The organism is Natronomonas salina (genome assembly GCF_013391105.1).
In the GTDB taxonomy this organism is placed as follows: domain Archaea; phylum Halobacteriota; class Halobacteria; order Halobacteriales; family Haloarculaceae; genus Natronomonas; species Natronomonas salina.
In genome coordinates, this window is record NZ_CP058335.1 from 139,352 (window position 1) to 157,380 (window position 18,029).

General features: G+C 69.9%; 20 protein-coding genes. 8 read left to right on the forward strand and 12 right to left on the reverse strand.

Annotated features, from left to right (window positions below; all coding sequences use genetic code 11):
- The first annotated feature begins 36 nt into the window (after positions 1-36).
- The 4 genes from hisC to HWV07_RS00785 all read left to right on the forward strand — a co-directional run bounded on the left by hisC (position 37) and on the right by HWV07_RS00785 (position 2,830).
- The gene (gene hisC, locus HWV07_RS00770) at positions 37-1,104 is read left to right on the forward strand and encodes a histidinol-phosphate transaminase (RefSeq protein WP_178332463.1); all 1,068 of its coding nucleotides are present in this window, start codon (positions 37-39) and stop codon (positions 1,102-1,104) included.
- Positions 1,101-1,607 carry an adenylate kinase family protein gene (locus HWV07_RS00775; protein WP_178332464.1) on the forward strand — a complete coding sequence of 169 codons (507 nt, stop codon included), beginning with the start codon at positions 1,101-1,103 and terminating at the stop codon, positions 1,605-1,607. Before hisC ends, HWV07_RS00775 begins: the two co-directional genes overlap by 4 nt.
- The gene (locus HWV07_RS00780) at positions 1,604-2,233 is read left to right on the forward strand and encodes a CDP-alcohol phosphatidyltransferase family protein (protein WP_178332465.1); all 630 of its coding nucleotides are present in this window, start codon (positions 1,604-1,606) and stop codon (positions 2,231-2,233) included. The genes HWV07_RS00775 and HWV07_RS00780 overlap by 4 nt, the downstream gene beginning before the upstream one ends.
- A 66-nt stretch (positions 2,234-2,299) precedes the next feature.
- Positions 2,300-2,830: a multiprotein bridging factor aMBF1 gene (locus tag HWV07_RS00785; RefSeq protein ID WP_178332466.1), complete on the forward strand. Its 531-nt coding sequence runs from the start codon at positions 2,300-2,302 to the stop codon at positions 2,828-2,830.
- On the opposite strand, the gene HWV07_RS00790 is transcribed toward HWV07_RS00785, so the two are convergent.
- Together HWV07_RS00790 and HWV07_RS00795 are read right to left on the reverse strand one after the other, a co-directional pair.
- Positions 2,814-3,638: an alpha/beta fold hydrolase gene (locus HWV07_RS00790; protein ID WP_178332467.1), complete on the reverse strand. Its 825-nt coding sequence runs from the start codon at positions 3,636-3,638 to the stop codon at positions 2,814-2,816. The two genes, HWV07_RS00785 and HWV07_RS00790, sit on opposite strands and share 17 nt — an antisense overlap.
- A 13-nt stretch (positions 3,639-3,651) precedes the next feature.
- Positions 3,652-3,840: a hypothetical protein gene (locus tag HWV07_RS00795; RefSeq protein ID WP_178332468.1), complete on the reverse strand. Its 189-nt coding sequence runs from the start codon at positions 3,838-3,840 to the stop codon at positions 3,652-3,654.
- Between the two features lie 82 nt (positions 3,841-3,922).
- Between HWV07_RS00795 and HWV07_RS00800 the strand changes: the two genes are divergently transcribed.
- Complete coding sequence (locus HWV07_RS00800; protein WP_178332469.1) at positions 3,923-5,665, forward strand: sensor histidine kinase; 1,743 nt, start codon at positions 3,923-3,925, stop codon at positions 5,663-5,665.
- 3 nt (positions 5,666-5,668) lie between these two features.
- Here the strand turns inward: HWV07_RS00800 and HWV07_RS00805 are convergent, their stop codons facing one another.
- The gene (locus HWV07_RS00805; protein ID WP_178332470.1) at positions 5,669-6,808 is read right to left on the reverse strand and encodes an acyl-CoA dehydrogenase family protein; all 1,140 of its coding nucleotides are present in this window, start codon (positions 6,806-6,808) and stop codon (positions 5,669-5,671) included.
- Between the two features lie 120 nt (positions 6,809-6,928).
- Between HWV07_RS00805 and HWV07_RS00810 the strand changes: the two genes are divergently transcribed.
- A complete protein-coding gene (locus HWV07_RS00810; RefSeq protein ID WP_178332307.1) occupies positions 6,929-7,138 on the forward strand; it encodes a DUF7511 domain-containing protein in 210 nt (69 codons plus the stop codon).
- 87 nt (positions 7,139-7,225) lie between these two features.
- The gene (gene tpiA, locus HWV07_RS00815) at positions 7,226-7,870 is read left to right on the forward strand and encodes a triose-phosphate isomerase (protein ID WP_178332471.1); all 645 of its coding nucleotides are present in this window, start codon (positions 7,226-7,228) and stop codon (positions 7,868-7,870) included.
- 49 nt (positions 7,871-7,919) lie between these two features.
- Here tpiA and HWV07_RS00820 read toward each other — a convergent pair whose 3' ends face one another.
- The 7 genes from HWV07_RS00820 to HWV07_RS00850 form a co-directional block, all read right to left on the reverse strand.
- The gene (locus HWV07_RS00820) at positions 7,920-8,543 is read right to left on the reverse strand and encodes an HTH domain-containing protein (RefSeq protein WP_178332472.1); all 624 of its coding nucleotides are present in this window, start codon (positions 8,541-8,543) and stop codon (positions 7,920-7,922) included.
- Between the two features lie 101 nt (positions 8,544-8,644).
- Positions 8,645-10,645 carry a helicase HerA domain-containing protein gene (locus HWV07_RS00825; protein WP_178332473.1) on the reverse strand — a complete coding sequence of 667 codons (2,001 nt, stop codon included), beginning with the start codon at positions 10,643-10,645 and terminating at the stop codon, positions 8,645-8,647.
- Between the two features lie 68 nt (positions 10,646-10,713).
- Positions 10,714-11,148 (reverse strand): acyltransferase, encoded by a 435-nt coding sequence (locus tag HWV07_RS00830; RefSeq protein ID WP_178332474.1) that lies wholly within the window; start codon positions 11,146-11,148, stop codon positions 10,714-10,716.
- Positions 11,149-11,280: 132 nt separating this feature from the next.
- Positions 11,281-11,556, reverse strand: coding sequence for a hypothetical protein (locus HWV07_RS00835; RefSeq protein ID WP_178332475.1), 276 nt, complete (start codon positions 11,554-11,556; stop codon positions 11,281-11,283).
- Positions 11,557-11,700: 144 nt separating this feature from the next.
- The gene (locus HWV07_RS00840) at positions 11,701-12,636 is read right to left on the reverse strand and encodes a hypothetical protein (protein ID WP_178332476.1); all 936 of its coding nucleotides are present in this window, start codon (positions 12,634-12,636) and stop codon (positions 11,701-11,703) included.
- A gap of 340 nt (positions 12,637-12,976) precedes the next feature.
- Entirely contained in the window at positions 12,977-14,191 is a 1,215-nt protein-coding gene (dinB, locus tag HWV07_RS00845) for a DNA polymerase IV (RefSeq protein ID WP_178332477.1), read from the reverse strand.
- Positions 14,192-14,248: 57 nt separating this feature from the next.
- A complete protein-coding gene (locus HWV07_RS00850) occupies positions 14,249-15,334 on the reverse strand; it encodes an SMP-30/gluconolactonase/LRE family protein (protein ID WP_178332478.1) in 1,086 nt (361 codons plus the stop codon).
- A gap of 109 nt (positions 15,335-15,443) precedes the next feature.
- Between HWV07_RS00850 and HWV07_RS00855 the strand changes: the two genes are divergently transcribed.
- On the forward strand, positions 15,444-16,052 hold the full coding sequence (locus tag HWV07_RS00855; protein WP_178332479.1) for a DUF2391 domain-containing protein: 609 nt from the start codon (positions 15,444-15,446) through the stop codon (positions 16,050-16,052).
- A gap of 4 nt (positions 16,053-16,056) precedes the next feature.
- Here HWV07_RS00855 and HWV07_RS00860 read toward each other — a convergent pair whose 3' ends face one another.
- Both HWV07_RS00860 and HWV07_RS00865 read right to left on the reverse strand, forming a co-directional pair.
- The gene (locus HWV07_RS00860) at positions 16,057-16,323 is read right to left on the reverse strand and encodes a hypothetical protein (RefSeq protein WP_178332480.1); all 267 of its coding nucleotides are present in this window, start codon (positions 16,321-16,323) and stop codon (positions 16,057-16,059) included.
- A 60-nt stretch (positions 16,324-16,383) separates the two neighbouring features.
- Positions 16,384-17,997, reverse strand: a complete 1,614-nt coding sequence (locus HWV07_RS00865) for an FAD-binding oxidoreductase (protein ID WP_178332481.1) — start codon at positions 17,995-17,997, stop codon at positions 16,384-16,386.
- Positions 17,998-18,029: the final 32 nt, after the last annotated feature.

Here is an 18,029-nt window from a genome sequence, read left to right on the forward strand (position 1 = left end):
ACGGCTACTTAAGCGACGCCGCCGAGAGGGTCGCATATGGAACCACGGGACCTGTCGGCGCACGTCGCCTACGAGGCGGGCCGGGGGGTAGAGGAGGTGGCCCGCGAGCTCGGGCTCGACCCCGACTCGCTGGTCAAGCTCTCCTCGAACGAGAACGCCTTCGGGCCGTCGCCGGCGGCCGCCGAGGCCATCCGGGCGTACGCCCCGCGGGTGCACACCTACCCGAAGTCCTCCGCGACCGACCTCCGTGAGCGGCTCGCCGAGCGGTGGGACGTGGACTCCGCCCAGGTGTGGCTCGCCAACGGCGGCGACGGCGCGCTCGACTACCTCGCCCGCGCGATGCTCGACCCGGGCGACGGCGTCCTCGTACCCGAGCCGGGCTTCGCCTACTACGGGATGAGCGCCCGCTACCACCACGGCACCGTCGCCGAGTACCCCGTCCGGAAGGCGACCGACTTCGCCATCGACGCCGACGAGGTCCTGCCGCACTACGACGGCGAGCGGGTCGTCTACCTCACCAGCCCCCACAACCCGACGGGCAGCGAGGTGTCGCTGGACGAGGTCGAGGCCATCGCCGACGGGACCGACGAGGAGACGCTCGTCGTCGTCGACGAGGCCTACGGGGAGTTCGCCGACTCGCCGTCGGCCGTCGCACTCGTCGAGGAACGCGACGACGTCGCCGTCCTCCGGACGTTCTCGAAGGCCTACGGGCTGGCGGGCGTCCGCCTCGGCTACGCCCTCGTCCCAGGGGAGTGGGCCGACGCCTACGCCCGGGTCAACACCCCCTTCGCCGCCTCCGAGATTGCCTGCCGGGCCAGCCTCGCCGCACTCGAGGACGACGAACACGTCGAGAAGAGCGTCGAGACCGCCGCGTGGGCCCGCGAGTACATGTACGACAACCTCGCCTGCGACACCTGGGAGAGCGCCGGCAACTTCGTCCTCTGCGAGGTCGGCGACGCCGGCGCGGTCGCCGAGGCGGCCCAGCGCGAGGGCGTCATCGTCCGGGACACCTCCTCGTTCGGCCTGCCGGAGTGCGTCCGCGTCACCTGCGGCACCCGCGAGGAGACCCGCCGGGCCGTGGAGGTGCTGAACGACTGCCTATGAGAGTCGCCGTCACCGGAACCCCCGGAACCGGGAAGACCACCGCCTCGAAGTGCGTCGACGCCGACCTCGAGGTCGTCCACCTCAACGACCTGATCCGCGAGGAGGGCCTCGCCGAGGGCGAGGACCCCGAACGCGGCAGCCTCGTCGCCGACCTCGAGGCCGTCCGCGAGCGCATGGCGGACCGCGACGACGTCCTCGTGGAGTCCCACCTCGCCCACCACCTCGACGCCGACCGCGTGGTCGTCCTGCGCTGTCACCCCCGACAGCTCCGCGAGCGCCTGCTCGACCGCGGCGAGGACAGCGCCAAGGCGGCCGAGAACGCCGAGGCGGAGGCGCTGGACGTCGTCCTCTCGGAGGCCGTCGACGCCCACGGCCTCGACGCCGTCTACGAGATCGACACGACCGACCGAGACCCGGAGGCCGTCGCCGACGCCATCGAGGCCGTCGTCGCCGGCGACCGCGAGCCGTCCGCCGGAGACGTGGACTTCCTCGACTACCTATGACGCTCGACAGATTCAGACCCCTGGCCGACCGGATGCTCGAACCGTTCGTCGACGCCGCCGACCGTGCCGGACTGACCCCCGACGGCGTCAGCGTGGTCGCCTTCGGCTTCGCCGTCTTCGCCGCCACGGCGTACGCGATGGCCGGCGCGCCGGCCGGCGTCTGGGAGCCCGACCCGCGGCTGTACCTGCTCGGCGCGCTGTTCGTCCTCGTGAACGGCTGGCTGGACCTGCTCGACGGCGCCCTCGCCCGGCGGCAGGGCGTCGCCTCGAAGGCCGGCGACCTCCTCGACCACGTCCTCGACCGCTACGCCGACATCGTCATCATCGCCGGCCTCGCCGCGGGCGTCCAGGCGTACCTCCTCGGGTTCCTCGCGGTCACCGGCGTCGTGATGACCTCCTACCTGGGGACGCAGGCCCAGGCCGTCGGCCTCGACCGCGTCTACGGCGGCGTCGTCGGCCGCGCCGACCGCCTCGTGATCATCGGGGGCGTGACCCTGGTCGCGGCCTTCTACACCGCCGAACTCTACGGGCTGTCGCTCGTGGGGTGGCTGCTGGTCTTCCTCGCCGTGGTCGGACACGTCACCGCGCTGCAGCGCTTCTACTACTCCATGACCGCGCTCGACTGAACCGGAAGCCAACGCCGCGAAACCGCGCGGGAAAACCCTTTTGCGTCCCAGGGGCAAGGACCCGGTATGGTCCAGTGTGAGATGTGCGGCGCCGAGACGGGGTCGCCGAAGACGGTCAAGATCGAGGGGGCCGAACTCGACGTCTGCGACGACTGCGCGGACTTCGGGACGGAGGTCCAGACCCAGGACACCTCCTCGTCGTCGACGAAGTACTCGACGTCCTCGTCGTCGAGTTCGTCGTCGTCTTCGTCGGGGGGCCCGTCCGGGGGCTCGTCGGGCGGTGGCGGCGGCAGCCGCCGCGACATGTTCGACGAGATGGACGAGGTCGTCCAGGACTACGACGACCGCATCCGCGACGCCCGGGAGGGCCAGGGGCTGACCCAGGAGGAACTCGCCGACCAGCTCAACGAGAAGGCGAGCCTCATCAGGAAGCTGGAGCGAGGCGACGTCCTGCCGAGCGACAAGGTCCAGCGGAAGCTCGAGAAGGCCCTCGACGTCTCCCTCTCGGCGGGCGGCGGCGGCGACGACAGCGAGTGGTCCGGCGGGTCCTCGACCGGCGAGACGACGCTCGGCGACGTCGTCAAGCGGAAGGACTGAGGAACGACGCGACGCTGCTTCTTGACCCACAGAGGGTCTCCAGGTGATCCGTAGGGAGGGCCACCGACTCGTCGGCGACACGGTCGGCCACAGCCTCGGCCGTCGACGGCGGGACGTTCCCGTCATGCTCGCCGTACCAGATCCGGACCGGCACCGACGGGTCGGGTAGTTCCCACGGCTCGACGAAGAGCGCGGTCTCCCGGGCCGGCCACCGGCCGCCCTGGGCCGTGGCGGCGAGGTAGTCCGCGGCCAGCCGCTCGACGGGATCGACGTCCGGGGGGAGCGACAGCGATTCGGGATCGGCGTCGGTGTACAGCGACAGCGCCCGCTGTGGGTCGCGCCGGACGACGCGACGCTGGATCGCGAAGAGCCCGCGCAGAACGACTGGCGCGTAGCTGGCGAGCAGCGCCAGCCCGCTGGATTCCTGCGTGTCGGGCGGACCGTGCGGCGCGACGAGGGCGACGCGGTTCGCCGACGGCGCGGTGCCGGCGGCGAGGGCGAACGGTCCGCCACCGGAGAAGCCGACGACTCCGAACGAGTCGACCCCCAGTTCGGCCGCGAGCGATTCGACGTCCCGCCGCCACGATTCGAGCGCGGCGCCGGGCTCTGCGTACGACTCTGGCGCCGGGTCGGACCCGCCGACTCCCGGTCGGTCGGGAGCGAGGACGCGAATCTGCTGGTCGTCGAAGACCGCGGCGGAGCGCCGGGACCCGGGCGTCCCGTGACAGAAGACCACCGGCGGCTCCTCCGGGTCCCCGAACTCCTCGTAGGCGAGCGTCCGGCCGTCCGGCAGCGTGATCGTCTCCACGGTCGGACCCCTCCTACAGTTCGTTCTCGAACAGCACGTCGTCGACCTGGGGGTTGACGACGACGTTCTCCGTGTCATCGACCGGGTCGTCGAGTTCCACGGCGAGCAACTCCGCGCCCGTCTTCGGCGCGTAGGTCCGTTCGACGACGGTTCCGAGGCGCGGCTCCCCGCCGACCGGCACCCACACGCGGCGTCCTTCCATACCCGGCGGTTCCGGTTCGGCCTCCCTGTAAGCGTCGATATCGGCGCGGGAGTTAACTGTCGAGGGAGCGTCGACCGTCCAGATGGCCGTCCAGTTCACGCCGTACACCCCGATCGTCGCGTTCTCGGCGGCGGTCCTGGCGGCGGTGGCCTGGGTCGGCTGGCGACGTCGCGACCACCCGGCGTGGCTGCCGCTGGCCCTCCTCGCGGCCGGGGGCGCGCTGTACGCTGCCGGGTACGCCGTCGAGTTGACGGTCACCTCCCTGGCGCTCAAGCGCCTGACGTGGCGGGTCCAGGTGCTGGGCTGGTACGTGCTCCTGCCGTCGCTGTTCGTCTTCGCGGTCCGGTACGCCGACGACGCGGCATGGCTCACCCGCCCGGTCCTGGCGGCGGTACTCTCCGTCCCGGTCACCGGCGTCGTGCTGACGATGAGCCCGTTCTTCGATCTCTACCTCGCGGACGCGACGCTGGTGACCGTCGGCGACGCGGTGTACATGGACCCGACGTACGGGCCGTGGCTCACGGTGGACGTCTTCTACTCCTACGCCGTGGTCGTCGCGAGTCTGCTGGTGGTGCTGCGGCTGTCCGTCTCCTCGACGACCGCCTACCGCCGCCAGATCGGCGTCGTCGCCGTGGGTATCGGAGTCCCGCTCGCCGCCGAACTGCTCAGGACCCTCTTTCCGGAGTCCGCGGCGGCGGTGGTCCACCCGCGGGTCGACACGATCCCCATCGGCTTCGCCGTCACGGGGGTCGCCCTGGCCTGGGGGACCTACCGCTACGACCTCCTCGATCAGGCGCCGATCCCGACGACGGCGCTCATCGAGGGGACGCAGAACGGCGTCGTCGTCCTCGGTTCCGACGGTCGCGTGAACCAGCTGAACGGCGTCGCGAGGCGGTACCTGGACGTCGATACGAAGCTGGCACGACGGCCGCTGGCGGAACTCTCGGACCGTGCGGCGCGGGTCGCACGAGAGCTCGACACCGGCGAACCCCCTCACGTGATCCACCTGGGCGACGACGGCTCCGACTGTCCCGTGATCGAGGTCCGGCGGGCGCCCCTGGAGACCGCCGACGGTCGGGTGCTCGGCGAGCTACTGACGCTCGTCGACGTCAGCGACCGCGTCCAGTACGAGGCGGAACTCGAGCGGTACAACCGCCAGGTCGTCCTCCTCAACCAGATGCTCAGACACGACATCCGCAACGACGCCGCTGTCGCGGCCGGCTGGAGCGAGTTGCTGGCCGAGGACCTCGCCGAACGGGGGGATTCCGGGGAACTGCTCGAGCAGCTCGATCGCATCCGGACCGCGAGCGAACACATCGTCGAGCTGACGAACGTCGCCGCCGACGTCTCGAAGGCCATGGAGCGCGGGAGCGTCGAGGCGACGGACGTCGTCGACCTGGGGGCGTTGCTCGAACACGAGGTCGAGAAGGCCCGGTCGACGTACTCCGACGCGGAGGTTCGACTGGCGGGCCCGGTCCCCGAGGCGCCGGTCCGGGCGAGCGAACTCCTCGGGTCGGTCTTCGGGAACCTCGTCCGAAACGCGATCGTCCACAGCGACGTCGAACACCCCCGTGTCGACGTCGCAGTCGTACGCGAGAACGGAGAGGTCTCGGTGACCGTCGCCGACGACGGCCCCGGGATCGAGCCGCAGGTCCGCGAGCGCCTGTTCGAGCAGGGCGCGATGGGCGAGCGCAGTTCGGGGATGGGGCTCGGGCTGTACCTGGTCCGGTCGCTGGTGACCGACTTCGGCGGCGAGGTCGCGGTCCGGGACAACGAACCCCGCGGTTCGGTCTTCGAGGTCCGACTTCCGCTGGCCGAGACCTGACCCCTACAGCAGCGAGTCGGCGACGATGTTCTTCTGGACCTCCGAGGTGCCGTCGTAGATCTTCGTGACGCGGGCGTCGCGGTAGAACCGCTCGACGTGGTGGTCGGTGACGTAGCCGGCGCCGCCGTGGACCTGGATGGCCTCGTCGGTGACGTCGACGGCGTGTTCGGAGGCGAACAGCTTCGCCATCGCGCAGAGCCGCGTCGCGAGCGCGTCGTCGCCGGCCTCCAGGGCCCCGCCGGCGCGGTAGGCCAGCGAGCGGGCGGCTTCGACGTCCGTCGCCATCTCGGCGATCTTGTGGCGGATCGCCTGGAACTCCGCGATCTTCTGGTCGAACTGCTCGCGCTCGTCGGCGTAGGCGACGGCCTCCTCGAGGGCGGCCTGCGCGACGCCGGTGGCCTGGCCGGCCACGTCGGCCCGCGCCGCAGCGAAGAACTGCATGAGCTGGTAGAAGCCCTCGTCGACCTCGCCGACCACGTTCTCCTCGGGGACGCGGAGCCCGTCGACGACGATCTCGGCGGTGTCCTGGGCCTTGATACCGAGCTTGTTCCGGATGGGCGTCGCCTCGTAGCCGTCGACGTCGGTCTCGGTGAGGAACGCGGTGATGCCGGCGTGGCCATCCTCGGGTGAGGTCTTCGCCATGATGATCGCCACGTCGGCGACCGAGCCGTTGGTGATCCACATCTTGGTGCCGTCGACGACCCACTCGTCGCCGTCCTTCTCCGCGGTGGTCTCCATCCCCGCGACGTTCGAGCCGTGCGCGGGTTCGGAGATGCCGGTGGCGATGGGCGTCTCGCCGCCCGTGACCCGCGGCAGCCACTCCTCCTTCATCCACTCGTCGCCGAACTCGAGGAGCATCCCGGTCCCGAAGTCCGCGGCGGCGATGGAGCCGCCGACCCCGGGGTCGGCCCGCCACAGTTCCTCGGTGACGACGATGGTCGAGATGGCGTCCATGCCGGCGCCGCCGTATGCCTCTGGGACGTGCGGCGCGACGAGGTCGAGGGCCGCGGCCTCCGACAGCAGGTCCGCGGGGTATCGTTGCTCCGCCTCGTACTCCTTCGCGACGGGTCTGATCTCCTCGTCGCCGAACTCCCTGACCGCCTGCCGGACGGCCTCCTGTTCGGGGGTCAATTCGAACGTCATACCGTAACAGGGGCCCGACAGGGGGTCAATCCATCGACCGACCGCTCCGGATTGCTATTGAGGGCTGGATACGTCAATTAGCAGCTGTTTTGGTCGCCCTGCACCGGTCTCCACCTGTCGATGACGAGCATCCCCAAGCGGACTGACGCGAGGTTCCAGTTCGAGGACGCCGGCGAGATCCCGAAGCGACTGGAGTCGACGCTCGTCCAGTACGACCGGCGACCGGACCGGCGGACGGTCTATCCCCGGGGGCTCTCGGGCGTCCCCCGCATGTCGACGTGGCTGACGGCGAACGACGACGCGTTCGTCGACCTCGCAGCCGTGCGCTGACCCGACGCCCGCCCTTCGGCCCTCCGCGACGCCCGGCACGGCGAGCGGGATGGACAGCTATTTTTCCGCGGGCGCCGCCCTGCCGGTATGTTCGTCCTCGTGAACCTGAAGGCGTACCCGTGCGACCCGGTCGCCGTCGCGCAGGCGGCCGCCGACGTGGCCGACGACACCGGCGTCCGCATCGCGGTCGCCCCGCAGGCCGCCCACCTCGACCGCGTCGCCGACACCGGCGTCGAGACCTGGGCCCAGCACGTCTCGCCCGTCGAGCAGGGCTCCCACACCGGGTCGACGCTCGCCGAGGCCGTCGCCGACGCGGGCGCCGTCGGCACGCTGCTCAACCACTCCGAGAACCGCCTGAAGCTCGCAGATATCGACGCCGGCCTCCGGGCCGCCGAGCGGGCCGACCTGGAGACCGTCGTCTGTGCGAACAACCCCCGTCAGATCGCCGCGGCCGCGGCGCTGGAACCCGACGCCGTCGCCGTCGAGCCGCCCGAGCTCATCGGCACCGGGACGCCGGTCTCGAAGGCCGACCCGGACGTCGTCACTGACTCCGTCGACGCCGCGGCGTCTGTCGGCGACGTCCCAGTGCTCTGCGGCGCCGGCATCTCCACCGGCGAGGACCTCGAGGCGGCCGGCGAACTCGGCGCCGAAGGGGTGCTGCTGGCCTCCGGCGTCGCCAAGGCCGACGACCCGAAGGCGGCCCTGGAGGACCTGGTCGAGCCGCTCGTCTGAGCGACGCGACTCCGACCAAAAAGCGGCATCCTCCCCGCTATTCCGACCGTCAGTCGTCCGTCGCCGGTGCAGTCGTCGGCTCCAGTTCGACGTCGTCCAGTTCCGTCCACCCCTCGTCGGCGAGCGTGCCGGACCACTCGCAGTCCGGACAGACGAACAGCCCCTGACCGTTCACCAGCGCGGCCTCGCACTCCGGGCACGTCCTCGCGTCCGGGACGTCGGCGGTCCCGATGAGCGGCCGCGGCAGCTGGTCGGCCTCGAGGCGGTCGAGCGCCCGTTCGACCGAGTAGGTCGTCTCGCCGTCCGAGTGCGGGAACACCGAGACGAGCCGCTCCTCGCGGTAGACCGCGAGGCAGAGGACCGGCGTGACGAGGACGTCGACGCCGCCCTCCTCGACCATCGAGGTGCGCGTCCGCGTCTCGAACGGCGGGCGGACGGACACTCCCCGGCGGTCGGCCCACTCGTCGAAGCGCTCGAACTCCTCGACGACCTCGCGGTGGGGGCTGTCGTCGTCGAACCGGACGGTCTCGGGCCAGCTCCGGAGGACGACCGTGTCGACGAGGTCGCCGTCCTCGAGGTCCCGTGCGCGTTCGATGCGTTCCTCGACCGGATCGAAGACCAGCGGCGTCCTGGCGTGACAGACGACCGTGGTCTCTGTCTCTGGATCGTACATTGTGGCTCCCTCCTGTGGAAACTGCTGGAAACGTCCCTCTGGTTCGGGAGGGATTATCGCCGCGTGGCTGAAAAAAATTACGTCGGGCCTCGAGACGGTAGCTATCGGCAACTATCCGGCCAGGGCGCGAGGGCGTCCTCGCCGGTCCCGCCGTCGGTCGCCGCGGGGGTATCCGCGTCACCGGTCGACGGCGCCTCCACGTCCTCGACGAAGACCGATTCGACGGCGTCGACGAGTCGGTCCCGCTCCTCGTCCGGCAGCGCCGCGTCGGGGTCGAAGGGATCGCGGGCCTCCTCGTCGACCAGCGACGGCAGCGCGTAGTCGTGCTTGCCGCGGCCGACGTGTTCGACCAGGCCGCGCTGCCTGAGCGCCCGGTTGGTGGCGTACGCCGCCGTGCGGTCGCCGGAGCCGCCGGCCGCCGCGTGGGCGTCGATCGGCGTCGTCGGCCCGTACGAACGGTAGTGCCGGAGCATCTCGACGGCGAGGTCGTCGAGGCTGTGGATCTCGTCGCGGAGGCGCGCGACCAGCGGGTCGCTCGAACCGGCCGTCGCGCCCGCCGAGGCAACCGTGGCCACCGACGGCGTGGCGTCGAATTCGGCCTCCGGGTCGGAATCGGCGTCGGCGGTCTCGTCGGTAGTTGTCGAGTCCTCGTCGGCGTCCGGACCGTCGACGGACCGTTCGGCGTCCGCGACGATACCCACGCCCGCTCCGGGCGCGGCACCGGGATCGTCCGGGCTCTCGGTGCTCGGGTCCACGATGGTCGACTCGCCGGGCTTCCCGCCCATCGCCTCGACGACGTCCAGCGTGTCGGCGTCGTCCCCGTCCGGGGACGCTGCCTCGTCGCTCGTCTTCGCTGTGGCCTCGTCGGTCGCGGTCGAATCGTCCGAATCAGCCGCGGTCGACTTCGACCACTCCTCGTTCGCGTCGGGGACCCGTCCGCTCGTGGGTTCGCGCTCGCCGTTGCGGACGGCCTCGAGTTCGGCCTCCAGTTCGGGGTCACGCCGGACCTTCCCGCGTGCGGCCTCGTCGAGTTCGCTCTGGCGTCCCGGGGCGACCGACAGCGGCCGGCCGGTCACCTGCTCCATCATCGCCCGGGAGAACCGGTCGGCCATCTGCTTGAGGTCGCGGGCCTCCGAGAGCTGCCGTTCGAGGTCGCGGATGCGCTCGTCCTTCTGCGTCAGCTCGCGCTCCAGTTCCTCGATGCGGTTCTGGCGGTACTGCTGCTCCTCGGTGATCTCCTCGAGCTCCTCGACGAGGTCGCCGCTGACGCTCTTGAGTTCCGGGCGCTCGAAGTCGTCGAGCCCCGGGGTCGCGCCGGCGTCGAAGGTCTGCTTGCGCTCCCACTGGACGACCCGGATGTCGTCTAGCCAGTCGGTCATGAGGAAGCACTCGCCGTCGTCCATCTCCTCGACGTAGTCCGCGTAGTCGGAGCCGAGGATGCGGCCAACGACCTTCGTGTCGTTGTTCCAGGTCAGCCGGTGCCAGACGAGCCAGTCGCACTGCGTGATGAAGTCCTTCTTGACGTCGGCGGGCCGCTGGCTGATGCCGACGATGCCGAGGCCGTGCTTGCGGCCGCGCTTGCTCACCTTGATGAGCATCTGGCCGCACTCGTCGACGCCGCCGCCCTCGGGGATGTACTCGTGGATCTCCTCGACGAGCATCAGGAACGGCTGCTTCATCTTCTTCTCCTTCGCGAAGAGGTGCTTGGTGACCTCGGTCAGCAGCTCCCGGGCCTCGGACTCGTCGAGGAAGCTGGAGACGTCCAGGATGATCGGGACGTTCTGCTCGAGTGCGAGCTCGGCGATCTTCTCGGCGTGCTCGACGTTCACCCGGAGGTCGCACTCCTCGTCGGCGCCGACGTGGAGGATCTCGTACTCCTCCTTCAGGCCGTAGTACTCGCCGTCGATGTCGACCGCGAGCAGGCTGTACCCGCGGTCGAGCAGCTTCTCGGCGACGACGCTCGCGCTGTTGGACTTCCCCGACCCGGACTTCCCGGTGATGAACCCGCGTCCGGTCAGCAGGTCGACGATCGGCAGTTCGACGGTGTCCCCGGCCCCGTCGCCGCGGCTCACCTCTCCGACGGTAATCGTTTCCTCGCCCATCGTCGGCACACAGGCGGTCGCCGTACATAATCCTCCGTCAGACGTCTGTCGTGCGCCCGTTCCGGCCACTACGGGTTTCCGCGGTAGACGGTGCCCGCCGGAACGTCGTCGGTCACCGTGACCCCGGCGCCGACGACCGCGTCCTCGCCGACGGTGACGCCCGGCAGCACGGTGGCGCCGGCGCCGACGAACGCCCCGTCCTCGACGACGACCGCCTCGAAGACGTCCTCGCGGAACGTCATCCCGTCGTCGTCGAGGTCGTGCGTCACGCCGACGATGGCCGTGTTCGGCCCGACCTGCACCTCCGCGCCGAGGCGCGCGTTCTCGACGTAGCAGTTCGCGTTCACGTCGGTCGGGCCGTCGACCTCGGACTTCTTCACGGAGGTCCGTTCGTAGATGCGTGCCCCCGGGGCGATCGTGGAATCGTGGACCGTCACGTACTCCCTGAGCTCCGCGCCGTCGACCGTCGAGTTCTCGACCCGGGCCGTCTCGTCCACGTGCATGGCCCGGGTTCGAATGGTTCCCCTATCAACGTCCGGGTCGTGATGTGGGGTAAACGGGTTCCTACTCGGCGATATGGGGATAGTTCAGCATCCGCTCCGGGGCGTCGTCCCGTCAGGACCGGCCCCTGACCGTCACCGCGCCCGGATGACCCAGTGGTCGTCGGCCTGCCGCTCGAGGGTCGACTCCTCGCGCAGTTTGGCGATGTAGCCCGTCGGCTGGTCGAGGAGTTCGTGAGCCGCGTCGACCCGGACGAGGTTGCCGATGAGCTGGGCGGACGGCGGTTTCTGGGCCGCGCCGCAGTCGTAGATGGTGATGAACTCGTTGCCGTCGCTGGTCTCGTGGACGATGACGTGGGCGTGCTGCGGGAGGTGCCACGTCTCGTCACCCGCGACGGCCAGGTGGTTCACGTCGACACGTTCGCGCCCGAGCGGAAAAGTCGTTCCGCACGGGATACCGATCACCCTGGTGGGCCGTCGGGGGTGCTACTCACAGCCCCCGTCCCGCTCGTGGAGGACCGGCGGGCCGAGTTTCTACCTCCGTCGCCGGATACCTCAGCAGCCGTCCTCGCTGTCCTCCTTCTCCTTGTCCTTCTCGCCGTCCTTGTCGTCCGGTTCGTCCTCGTCGGTCCCGTCTTCACCGTCCGGTTCGTCGCTCGGCTCGTCTTCGGTCCCGTCGTCTGGGTCGTCCTCGGGTTCGTCTTCCGGCTCGTCACCGGTCCCGTCCTCTGGTTCGTCGTCGTCGGGCTCCTCTTCCGGCTCGTCGTCCGTCGACTCCTCGCAGGTGCCCGTGCGGATGGTCACCGGCGCGCCCATCTCGAGCGAGACTCGCTCGGGCGAGTCGCCGTCCGCGGAGAGGGCCTCCCAGGCCTCGATCGGGCCGCCGTCGGATAGATCCACATCAAGGATTGCCTCCTCGTTGAATGCCGGCGTTATCGAGAACTCGAACTCCTCGCCGAGATCTCTGGCGGCGCCGCCGTCGGTCCGCCCAGCGGCGTACGCCCAGTCGACCTGGTGGTCGGTGCCGTCGCCGTCCCACTGATCGTAGTTAGTTACCGCCGGGTCGCCGTCCTCGGCGTAGTAGTCGTCCTTGACGAACCACGAGGCGTCCTCCGGCATCCCCTCGAAGGTGAACGAGACGATGCCGCCGTTATCGTCGCCCTGGAACTTGCCGTGGACGACGACCAGGCTCAGCCCCTCCGGCCCGTCGTAGAGGAAGAGGATGCTCGTCGCGTCCCTCTGGAGGTGGGTCGTCCCGTGGGAGCTGTATGAGTCACCGTCCGACCCCGAGACGCTGTCGTAGTCGTCCGTGGGGTACCGGTAGTCGTAGAGCTCCTCGACAGGCTGCTCACCGGTCATCGGCGTGAGTTCGACGCACTCGTCGCCCTGCTCGAGGACGAACGAGGGCTCGGGGTCGGAGTCCGACTCCTGGGCGTGGACCACCGAACCGAACGTGGCGGCCCCCGCGGCCGCACCCAGTAGTTTGAGCACCAATCGACGTCGTTCCGTTGTATCGAGTGGGGAAGTCACGCATGAGTCCAGACGGTAGTTTGTATTCAGTATAGACCTGCTACGAATTAGGAGCCAGACGATATGACCTATCTACCGAATGGGTATAGAATATCAGATATCGAAGCCACTTCCTAGATGTATAGTTGTAGGTGCTATCCAGGTAATTAACAAATCCATCCACACTCGCGATTCAGTCTACACTCTTTCCCTGGTGACGGTCTCGACGCGTGAAGTTTCCAGGCCACTGTGCTGCAAATCCCGACCCCCGGCTACATCGAGAACCACCGGGGTAGTAGTTGGTTACCAGCGACGCTCCCGCTCACTCGAACTCCGAGAGGTCGACCTGACCGGTGGGGGACCGCTGGCGGTGCCGTTCGCGGACGTCTCTCGAGCCCGCGTCCACGCCGTCGGCCCCCTCCCAGGCGTCGAGGCTGGCCTGCTGGCGGTCGTCGAACGAGAGGTTCGAGACGCGGACGCCGAGCTTCCGGACGCGGTCGCCCTCGAACTCCGAGAGCAATTCGAGGGCGACCCGTTCGACGAGGTCCGGGTCGTCGACCGGGCCGGACAGCGACTTCGCTCGCGTGTTGACGTCGTACGGCGGCTGAACTGCCTTGATGCCGATGGTCTTGTAGAGGGCGTCCTTCGCGGTCGCGCGCTCGGCGACCTCCGCGGCGAGGACGCGCACCTTCTCGCGCTTCGCCTCCGGGTCGTCGGTCGCCTCGACGAAGGCCGACTCGCTGGAGAGGCTCTTCGGCCGACCGCGGGGTTCGACGACGCGGTCGTCCTCGCCGCGGGCCTGGGCGTGGAGGTCGCGGCCCCGCTCGCCGAAGGCGTCGACGAGTTCCGCGACGTCGGCGTCGGCGACGTCGCCGGCCGTCTCCAGGCCCATCTCCCGGAGGTCCCCGGCCGTGACCGGCCCGACGCCGTGGAGGTCCGCGACGTCCATGGGCGCGAGGAACCCCCGGACCTCGTCGGGTTCGACGACGACCAGGCCGTCCGGCTTGTCGGCGTCGGAGGCCAGCTTCGCGGTGGTCATGTTGGGCGCGATGCCGACCGACGCGACCACGCCCGCCGCGTCCTCGATGTCGTCCTTGAGCCGACGGCCGAACGCCTCGGCGTCGTCCCAGGCGATGTCGCCCAGGTCGAGGTACGCCTCGTCGATGGAGACGTTCCGGACGGTCTCGGCGGCCGCGTCGAGCACCGCCTTCGCGTCCCGGCTCACCGACTCGTAGTACTCCATGTCGACGGGGCGGTAGATACCGGTGTCCTCGGGGTCGTCCGCCGTCGCCCGCCTCGGGAGGCGTTCGAGGGCCTCGGAGATCGCCATCGCGCTCTCGACGCCGTACTCGCGGGCCTCGTAGCTCGCGGTGGCGACCGCGCCGTGGTTCTCGCCGTCCTCGTAACCCATTCCGACGACGACCGGTTCACCCTCGAGTTCCGGCTCCCGGAGGCGCTCGCAGGCGGCGTAGAAGCAGTCCATGTCGACGTGACAGACCACCTGCTCGGGTGAGTCGACGCCCGGGAGCCGAGCCATGCGGGAGGGTTCGAACGAACCGGTAATAAGGTTGTGAGAGCGGAGCGGAACTGGAACTCACTCCAGGTCGTACCGGCTCACGCCGTAGCCGAACAGCGACCCGAGGTACAGTGAGCCCTCGTGGGGCGTCGCCGAGGTGATCCCGAAGACGCCGCCCTCCGGGTCGTGGAGGCTGTCGACGATCTCGCCGTCGGCGTCGACGTGGAGCACCAGTCCGTAGGGGTCGCCGCTGACGGATTCGAGCACGGACTTCGGCAGCTTGCCGAGCTGGCGCTTGACCCAGGGACGCCGCTGGAGCGCCTCGAGGGTCTCGTCGCGGACCGACGGGATGGCGACCCAGTGAGTGCCGCCGTCGGCCGCCTCCACGTTGTCCGGGTAGCCGGGCAGGTTCTCGACGAAGCGCTCGGAGTCGCCCTCTCGGTCGCCGTCGATCCAGTAGCGGGTGATCCGGTAGCGAGAGGTCTCGGTCACCAGCACCGACTCGCCGTCCTCGTGGGGGCAGATCCCGTTGGCGAAGCCGAGGTCCTCGAGCTCGACGGACGTCTCCCCTGTCTCGGGGTCGTAGGCGAGCAGCCGGCCCGTGTCCCGCAGTTCGAACAGCTCGTCCTGGAAGATGTCGTGCTCCGTCGCGTCGGTGAAGTAGATCGTCCCGTCGTCGGCGACGTACAGGTCGTCGGCGAAGGCGATTTCGCGGCCGCCGACGCGGGTCGACAGCGCCGTCACCTCGCCGTCGGACGAGATCGACAGCAGGCCGGCGTCCTCCGCGCAGACGAGCAGGTCGTCGCCGTCGAACTCCATGCCGAGCGGCCGACCGCCGGTGTCGGCGAACTGCTCGAGGCGGGCGTCGGTCGTCTCGTCGTCGACCGGGTCGGCCGTCCTGAGGACCGAACCGTCCTCGACGCCGGTGTACAGCCGCCCGTCGTCGTCGAAGGCCACGTCCTCGGGGCCGTCACATTTGACGACGGTGTCGATCCCCTCGAGTTCGCGGTTCCGTTCGAGGGGACCCTCCCACGCCGGCGGGTCGTCCGGCCGCCACCCCTCGGGTTCGATTCGCGGCTCGGTCCTCGCGGCGACGGCCGCCGCGGCGCCGACCAGCAGGCCGGTCGACGCCAGCGGGTGCCGCCGGATGCGTCCGAGTACCATGGCCCACACCTCACGCGTCCCTGAGTCAAAACTTTGGATTCCGGCACCGCCGGGTCGGGGAACCGTAGCCGCCGACAGTCCTATCACGCCCGTCGCCGATTTGTCGACGATGGCCGACGAGGAGGCGACCGCCGCCGAGGTGGTCGAGAAGCTGGAGTCCCTGGAGGATTCGGTGGACTCGCCGGACGAACAGCAGAAGGCCCGGCGGATTCGACGACTCGGAGAGGGGCTCTACCACCTCGAACAGCAGGCGCTGGGGAACGTCGAGCGCCGCATCCAGCGGTACACCTCCCGCGACGTCGTCGAGTCGTTCGTCGGGTCGACGGTGTTCTCGATCCCGCTGTTAGTCGAGGGCGGCGTCGGCGAGATCGGCGAGCACTTCGCGACGGGGCTCGTCTACGGCGTCCCGGTGTACCTCCTCGGCAACGTCGCGTTCGTCGTCGCGGTCACGGCGGGGTTGCTGTACTACGCTGAGTTCCGCGAGGTGGAGCTGACGTACGTCTTCGGGTTCGTCCCGCGTCGCCTGGCGGCGGTGCTCGTCATCTCCTTCTGTTCGGCCGCGCTGACGATGGCGATGTGGGGGCGGCTCAACCCGACGCAGCCGTTCCTCTCGCTGTGTCAGGTGAGCGTCGTCTGGACGGCCGGGTCCTTCGGCGCCGGCCTGGGCGACATCCTCCCCGGGCAGAGCGAGGGGCGCGACCTGAGCGAGGTCGTCTAGGAGGTCACTCGAAGCCGGCGCTGGGCTCGCTGTCCTCGTACTGCTGTCGCTGGGCGCGGCCGATCGGGATGCCGCCGAACAGCGCCGCGACGACGAGTAACGCTGCCGAGAGCACAACGTAGTCGCCGCTGGGGTCGTACCCCGCCAGGTGGGCGCCCGTCGAGACGACGAACACCGTCACGTAGAAGGCGAGGATGGCGAGGACGATCAGCACCACGAAGGTCACGACCGTCTGTACGAGGCCGCCGAGGATGCGGACGAGTCGACTCATCGGCGCGGTGTTCGCCCGGCCCCGGTATGAATCTGTCCTGTGGCCCGCCGAGGCGGCCCGCTACAGCAGGGCGCCGGGGTTCATGATGCCGTCGGGGTCCAGCGTCCGCTTCATCGACCGGAGCGCCTGCAGGTAGTTCTCCGGGACCTCCTCGTGGTAGTGGTCGCGGTGGACGCGCCCGACGGCGTGGTGGTGGGTGATGGTCGCGCCGTGCTCCATCAGCGTGTCCGAGGCGGTCTCCTTGATCCGTCGCCACTGCTCCAGTTCCGAACCCACCTCGGCCGGCGCCAGCAGCGTGTAATAGGGCGCCGGGCCGTCCTCGTAGACGTGGGTGAACCGGCAGGACATGAACCCGGCGCCGCACTCCTCCCGCATCGCGCCGACGACGTTCTCCTGCAGGGCCGCGTGGAGGTCGGAGAACTGGTCCCAGGTGACGGCTGTCTCGAAGGTGTCGACGAGGACGCCCATCGAGACGAGCGCGTTGAACATGTAGGGGGCCTCGAAGAAGGAGTCTCGCCACGACCCCTCTTCGCTGTCCTCGCGCTCCTCTTCGACGTCGCCGGTCGAGCGGTCCTCGACCGACGGTCCGTCCGGGCAGGTGCCGCCGTGATCCTCCGCGATCGTCATCGCTCGCTCGAGATCGTCCTCGACGGGGTGGTCGGTGGACTCGAAGCCGAGCAACAGCAGGTGGCTGCCGTCGAAGGCCAGCTCGTTCAGCATCGCCTCGTCGCTGTCCAGCAGCCGGCAGTTGGCGGGGTAGAGCCGCGCCTGGACGATCTCGCGGGTCGCCTCGACGGCGTCCCAGTAGTCGTCGAAGCGCATCGTCGCGCGGGCGCGGTGCGGCGGCCGTGGCTGGACGCGGGTCCAGCCCTCCGTTATGACGCCGAAGGCGCCCTCGCTGCCGAGCAGGAAGCGGTTCGGGTCCGGACCGGCCCCCGAGGCGGGCAGCCGACGGGTCTCCAGCGACCCGGCGGGCGTGACCGCCCGGACCGACTCGACGAAGTCGTCGATGTGGGTGTAGCGGGTGGCGAAGTGCCCGCCGGCGCGGGTGGCGACCCAGCCGCCGAACGTCGAGAACTCGTAGGACTGGGGGTAGTGGCGCAGCTGGAGGCCGTACTCGGCGAGCTGTTCCTGAATCTCCGGGCCGGTCGCGCCGGCCTGGATGCGCGCGCTCCGGGAGTGCTCGTCGACCTCCAGCACCCGGTCCATCTCGCGCATGTCCAGCGAGCAGACGCCGGCGTAGCCGTCGCCGTCGCACTCGACGCCGGCGACGACGCTCGTGCCGCCGCCGAAGGGGACGACCGCGACGTTCTCCCCGGTGGCCCACTCGATTACCGCTTCGACGTCGTCCTCGTCGCGGGGCGTCGCCACGACGTCGGGCGCGGACGAGAAGTCGCCGTGGAAGCCGCGGACGAGGTCGCGGTACCCCTTTCCGTAGGTGTGACTCGCTCGCGGACGGCGGTCGGCGGTGACGAACTCGGACAGGTCGTCGGGCACCTCGATCCGCGGGGCCGGCATCTCGACGTCGTCCAGGGTCGGGTAGTCCACGACGGGGCGCTCCGGGAAGCCGAGCATCCCCTCGATGCGGGCGGCGAGTTCCCGGCGCTCCTCGTCGTCGGGCAGCCGGTCCTCGTAGCCCCACGCCCAGAAGCTCAGCCGGCGGTCGTCGGTCATGGTCCGACGGAAACGGGAGACCGGCTTAAAAT

What these genes read in the sequence shown, in the direction of transcription:
- tpiA (WP_178332471.1), top strand. Translation starts at nt 7,226, where the DNA reads ATGTTCGTCCTCGTGAACCTGAAGGCGTACCCGTGCGACCCGGTCGCC.
- HWV07_RS00810 (WP_178332307.1), top strand. Translation starts at nt 6,929, where the DNA reads ATGACGAGCATCCCCAAGCGGACTGACGCGAGGTTCCAGTTCGAGGAC.
- HWV07_RS00800 (WP_178332469.1), top strand. Translation starts at nt 3,923, where the DNA reads ATGGCCGTCCAGTTCACGCCGTACACCCCGATCGTCGCGTTCTCGGCG.
- HWV07_RS00855 (WP_178332479.1), top strand. Translation starts at nt 15,444, where the DNA reads ATGGCCGACGAGGAGGCGACCGCCGCCGAGGTGGTCGAGAAGCTGGAG.
- HWV07_RS00825 (WP_178332473.1), bottom strand. Translation starts at nt 10,645, where the DNA reads ATGGGCGAGGAAACGATTACCGTCGGAGAGGTGAGCCGCGGCGACGGG.
- hisC (WP_178332463.1), top strand. Translation starts at nt 37, where the DNA reads ATGGAACCACGGGACCTGTCGGCGCACGTCGCCTACGAGGCGGGCCGG.
- HWV07_RS00820 (WP_178332472.1), bottom strand. Translation starts at nt 8,543, where the DNA reads ATGTACGATCCAGAGACAGAGACCACGGTCGTCTGTCACGCCAGGACG.
- HWV07_RS00785 (WP_178332466.1), top strand. Translation starts at nt 2,300, where the DNA reads ATGGTCCAGTGTGAGATGTGCGGCGCCGAGACGGGGTCGCCGAAGACG.
- HWV07_RS00850 (WP_178332478.1), bottom strand. Translation starts at nt 15,334, where the DNA reads ATGGTACTCGGACGCATCCGGCGGCACCCGCTGGCGTCGACCGGCCTG.
- HWV07_RS00860 (WP_178332480.1), bottom strand. Translation starts at nt 16,323, where the DNA reads ATGAGTCGACTCGTCCGCATCCTCGGCGGCCTCGTACAGACGGTCGTG.
- HWV07_RS00795 (WP_178332468.1), bottom strand. Translation starts at nt 3,840, where the DNA reads ATGGAAGGACGCCGCGTGTGGGTGCCGGTCGGCGGGGAGCCGCGCCTC.
- HWV07_RS00775 (WP_178332464.1), top strand. Translation starts at nt 1,101, where the DNA reads ATGAGAGTCGCCGTCACCGGAACCCCCGGAACCGGGAAGACCACCGCC.
- dinB (WP_178332477.1), bottom strand. Translation starts at nt 14,191, where the DNA reads ATGGCTCGGCTCCCGGGCGTCGACTCACCCGAGCAGGTGGTCTGTCAC.
- HWV07_RS00865 (WP_178332481.1), bottom strand. Translation starts at nt 17,997, where the DNA reads ATGACCGACGACCGCCGGCTGAGCTTCTGGGCGTGGGGCTACGAGGAC.
- HWV07_RS00805 (WP_178332470.1), bottom strand. Translation starts at nt 6,808, where the DNA reads ATGACGTTCGAATTGACCCCCGAACAGGAGGCCGTCCGGCAGGCGGTC.
- HWV07_RS00780 (WP_178332465.1), top strand. Translation starts at nt 1,604, where the DNA reads ATGACGCTCGACAGATTCAGACCCCTGGCCGACCGGATGCTCGAACCG.
- HWV07_RS00830 (WP_178332474.1), bottom strand. Translation starts at nt 11,148, where the DNA reads ATGCACGTGGACGAGACGGCCCGGGTCGAGAACTCGACGGTCGACGGC.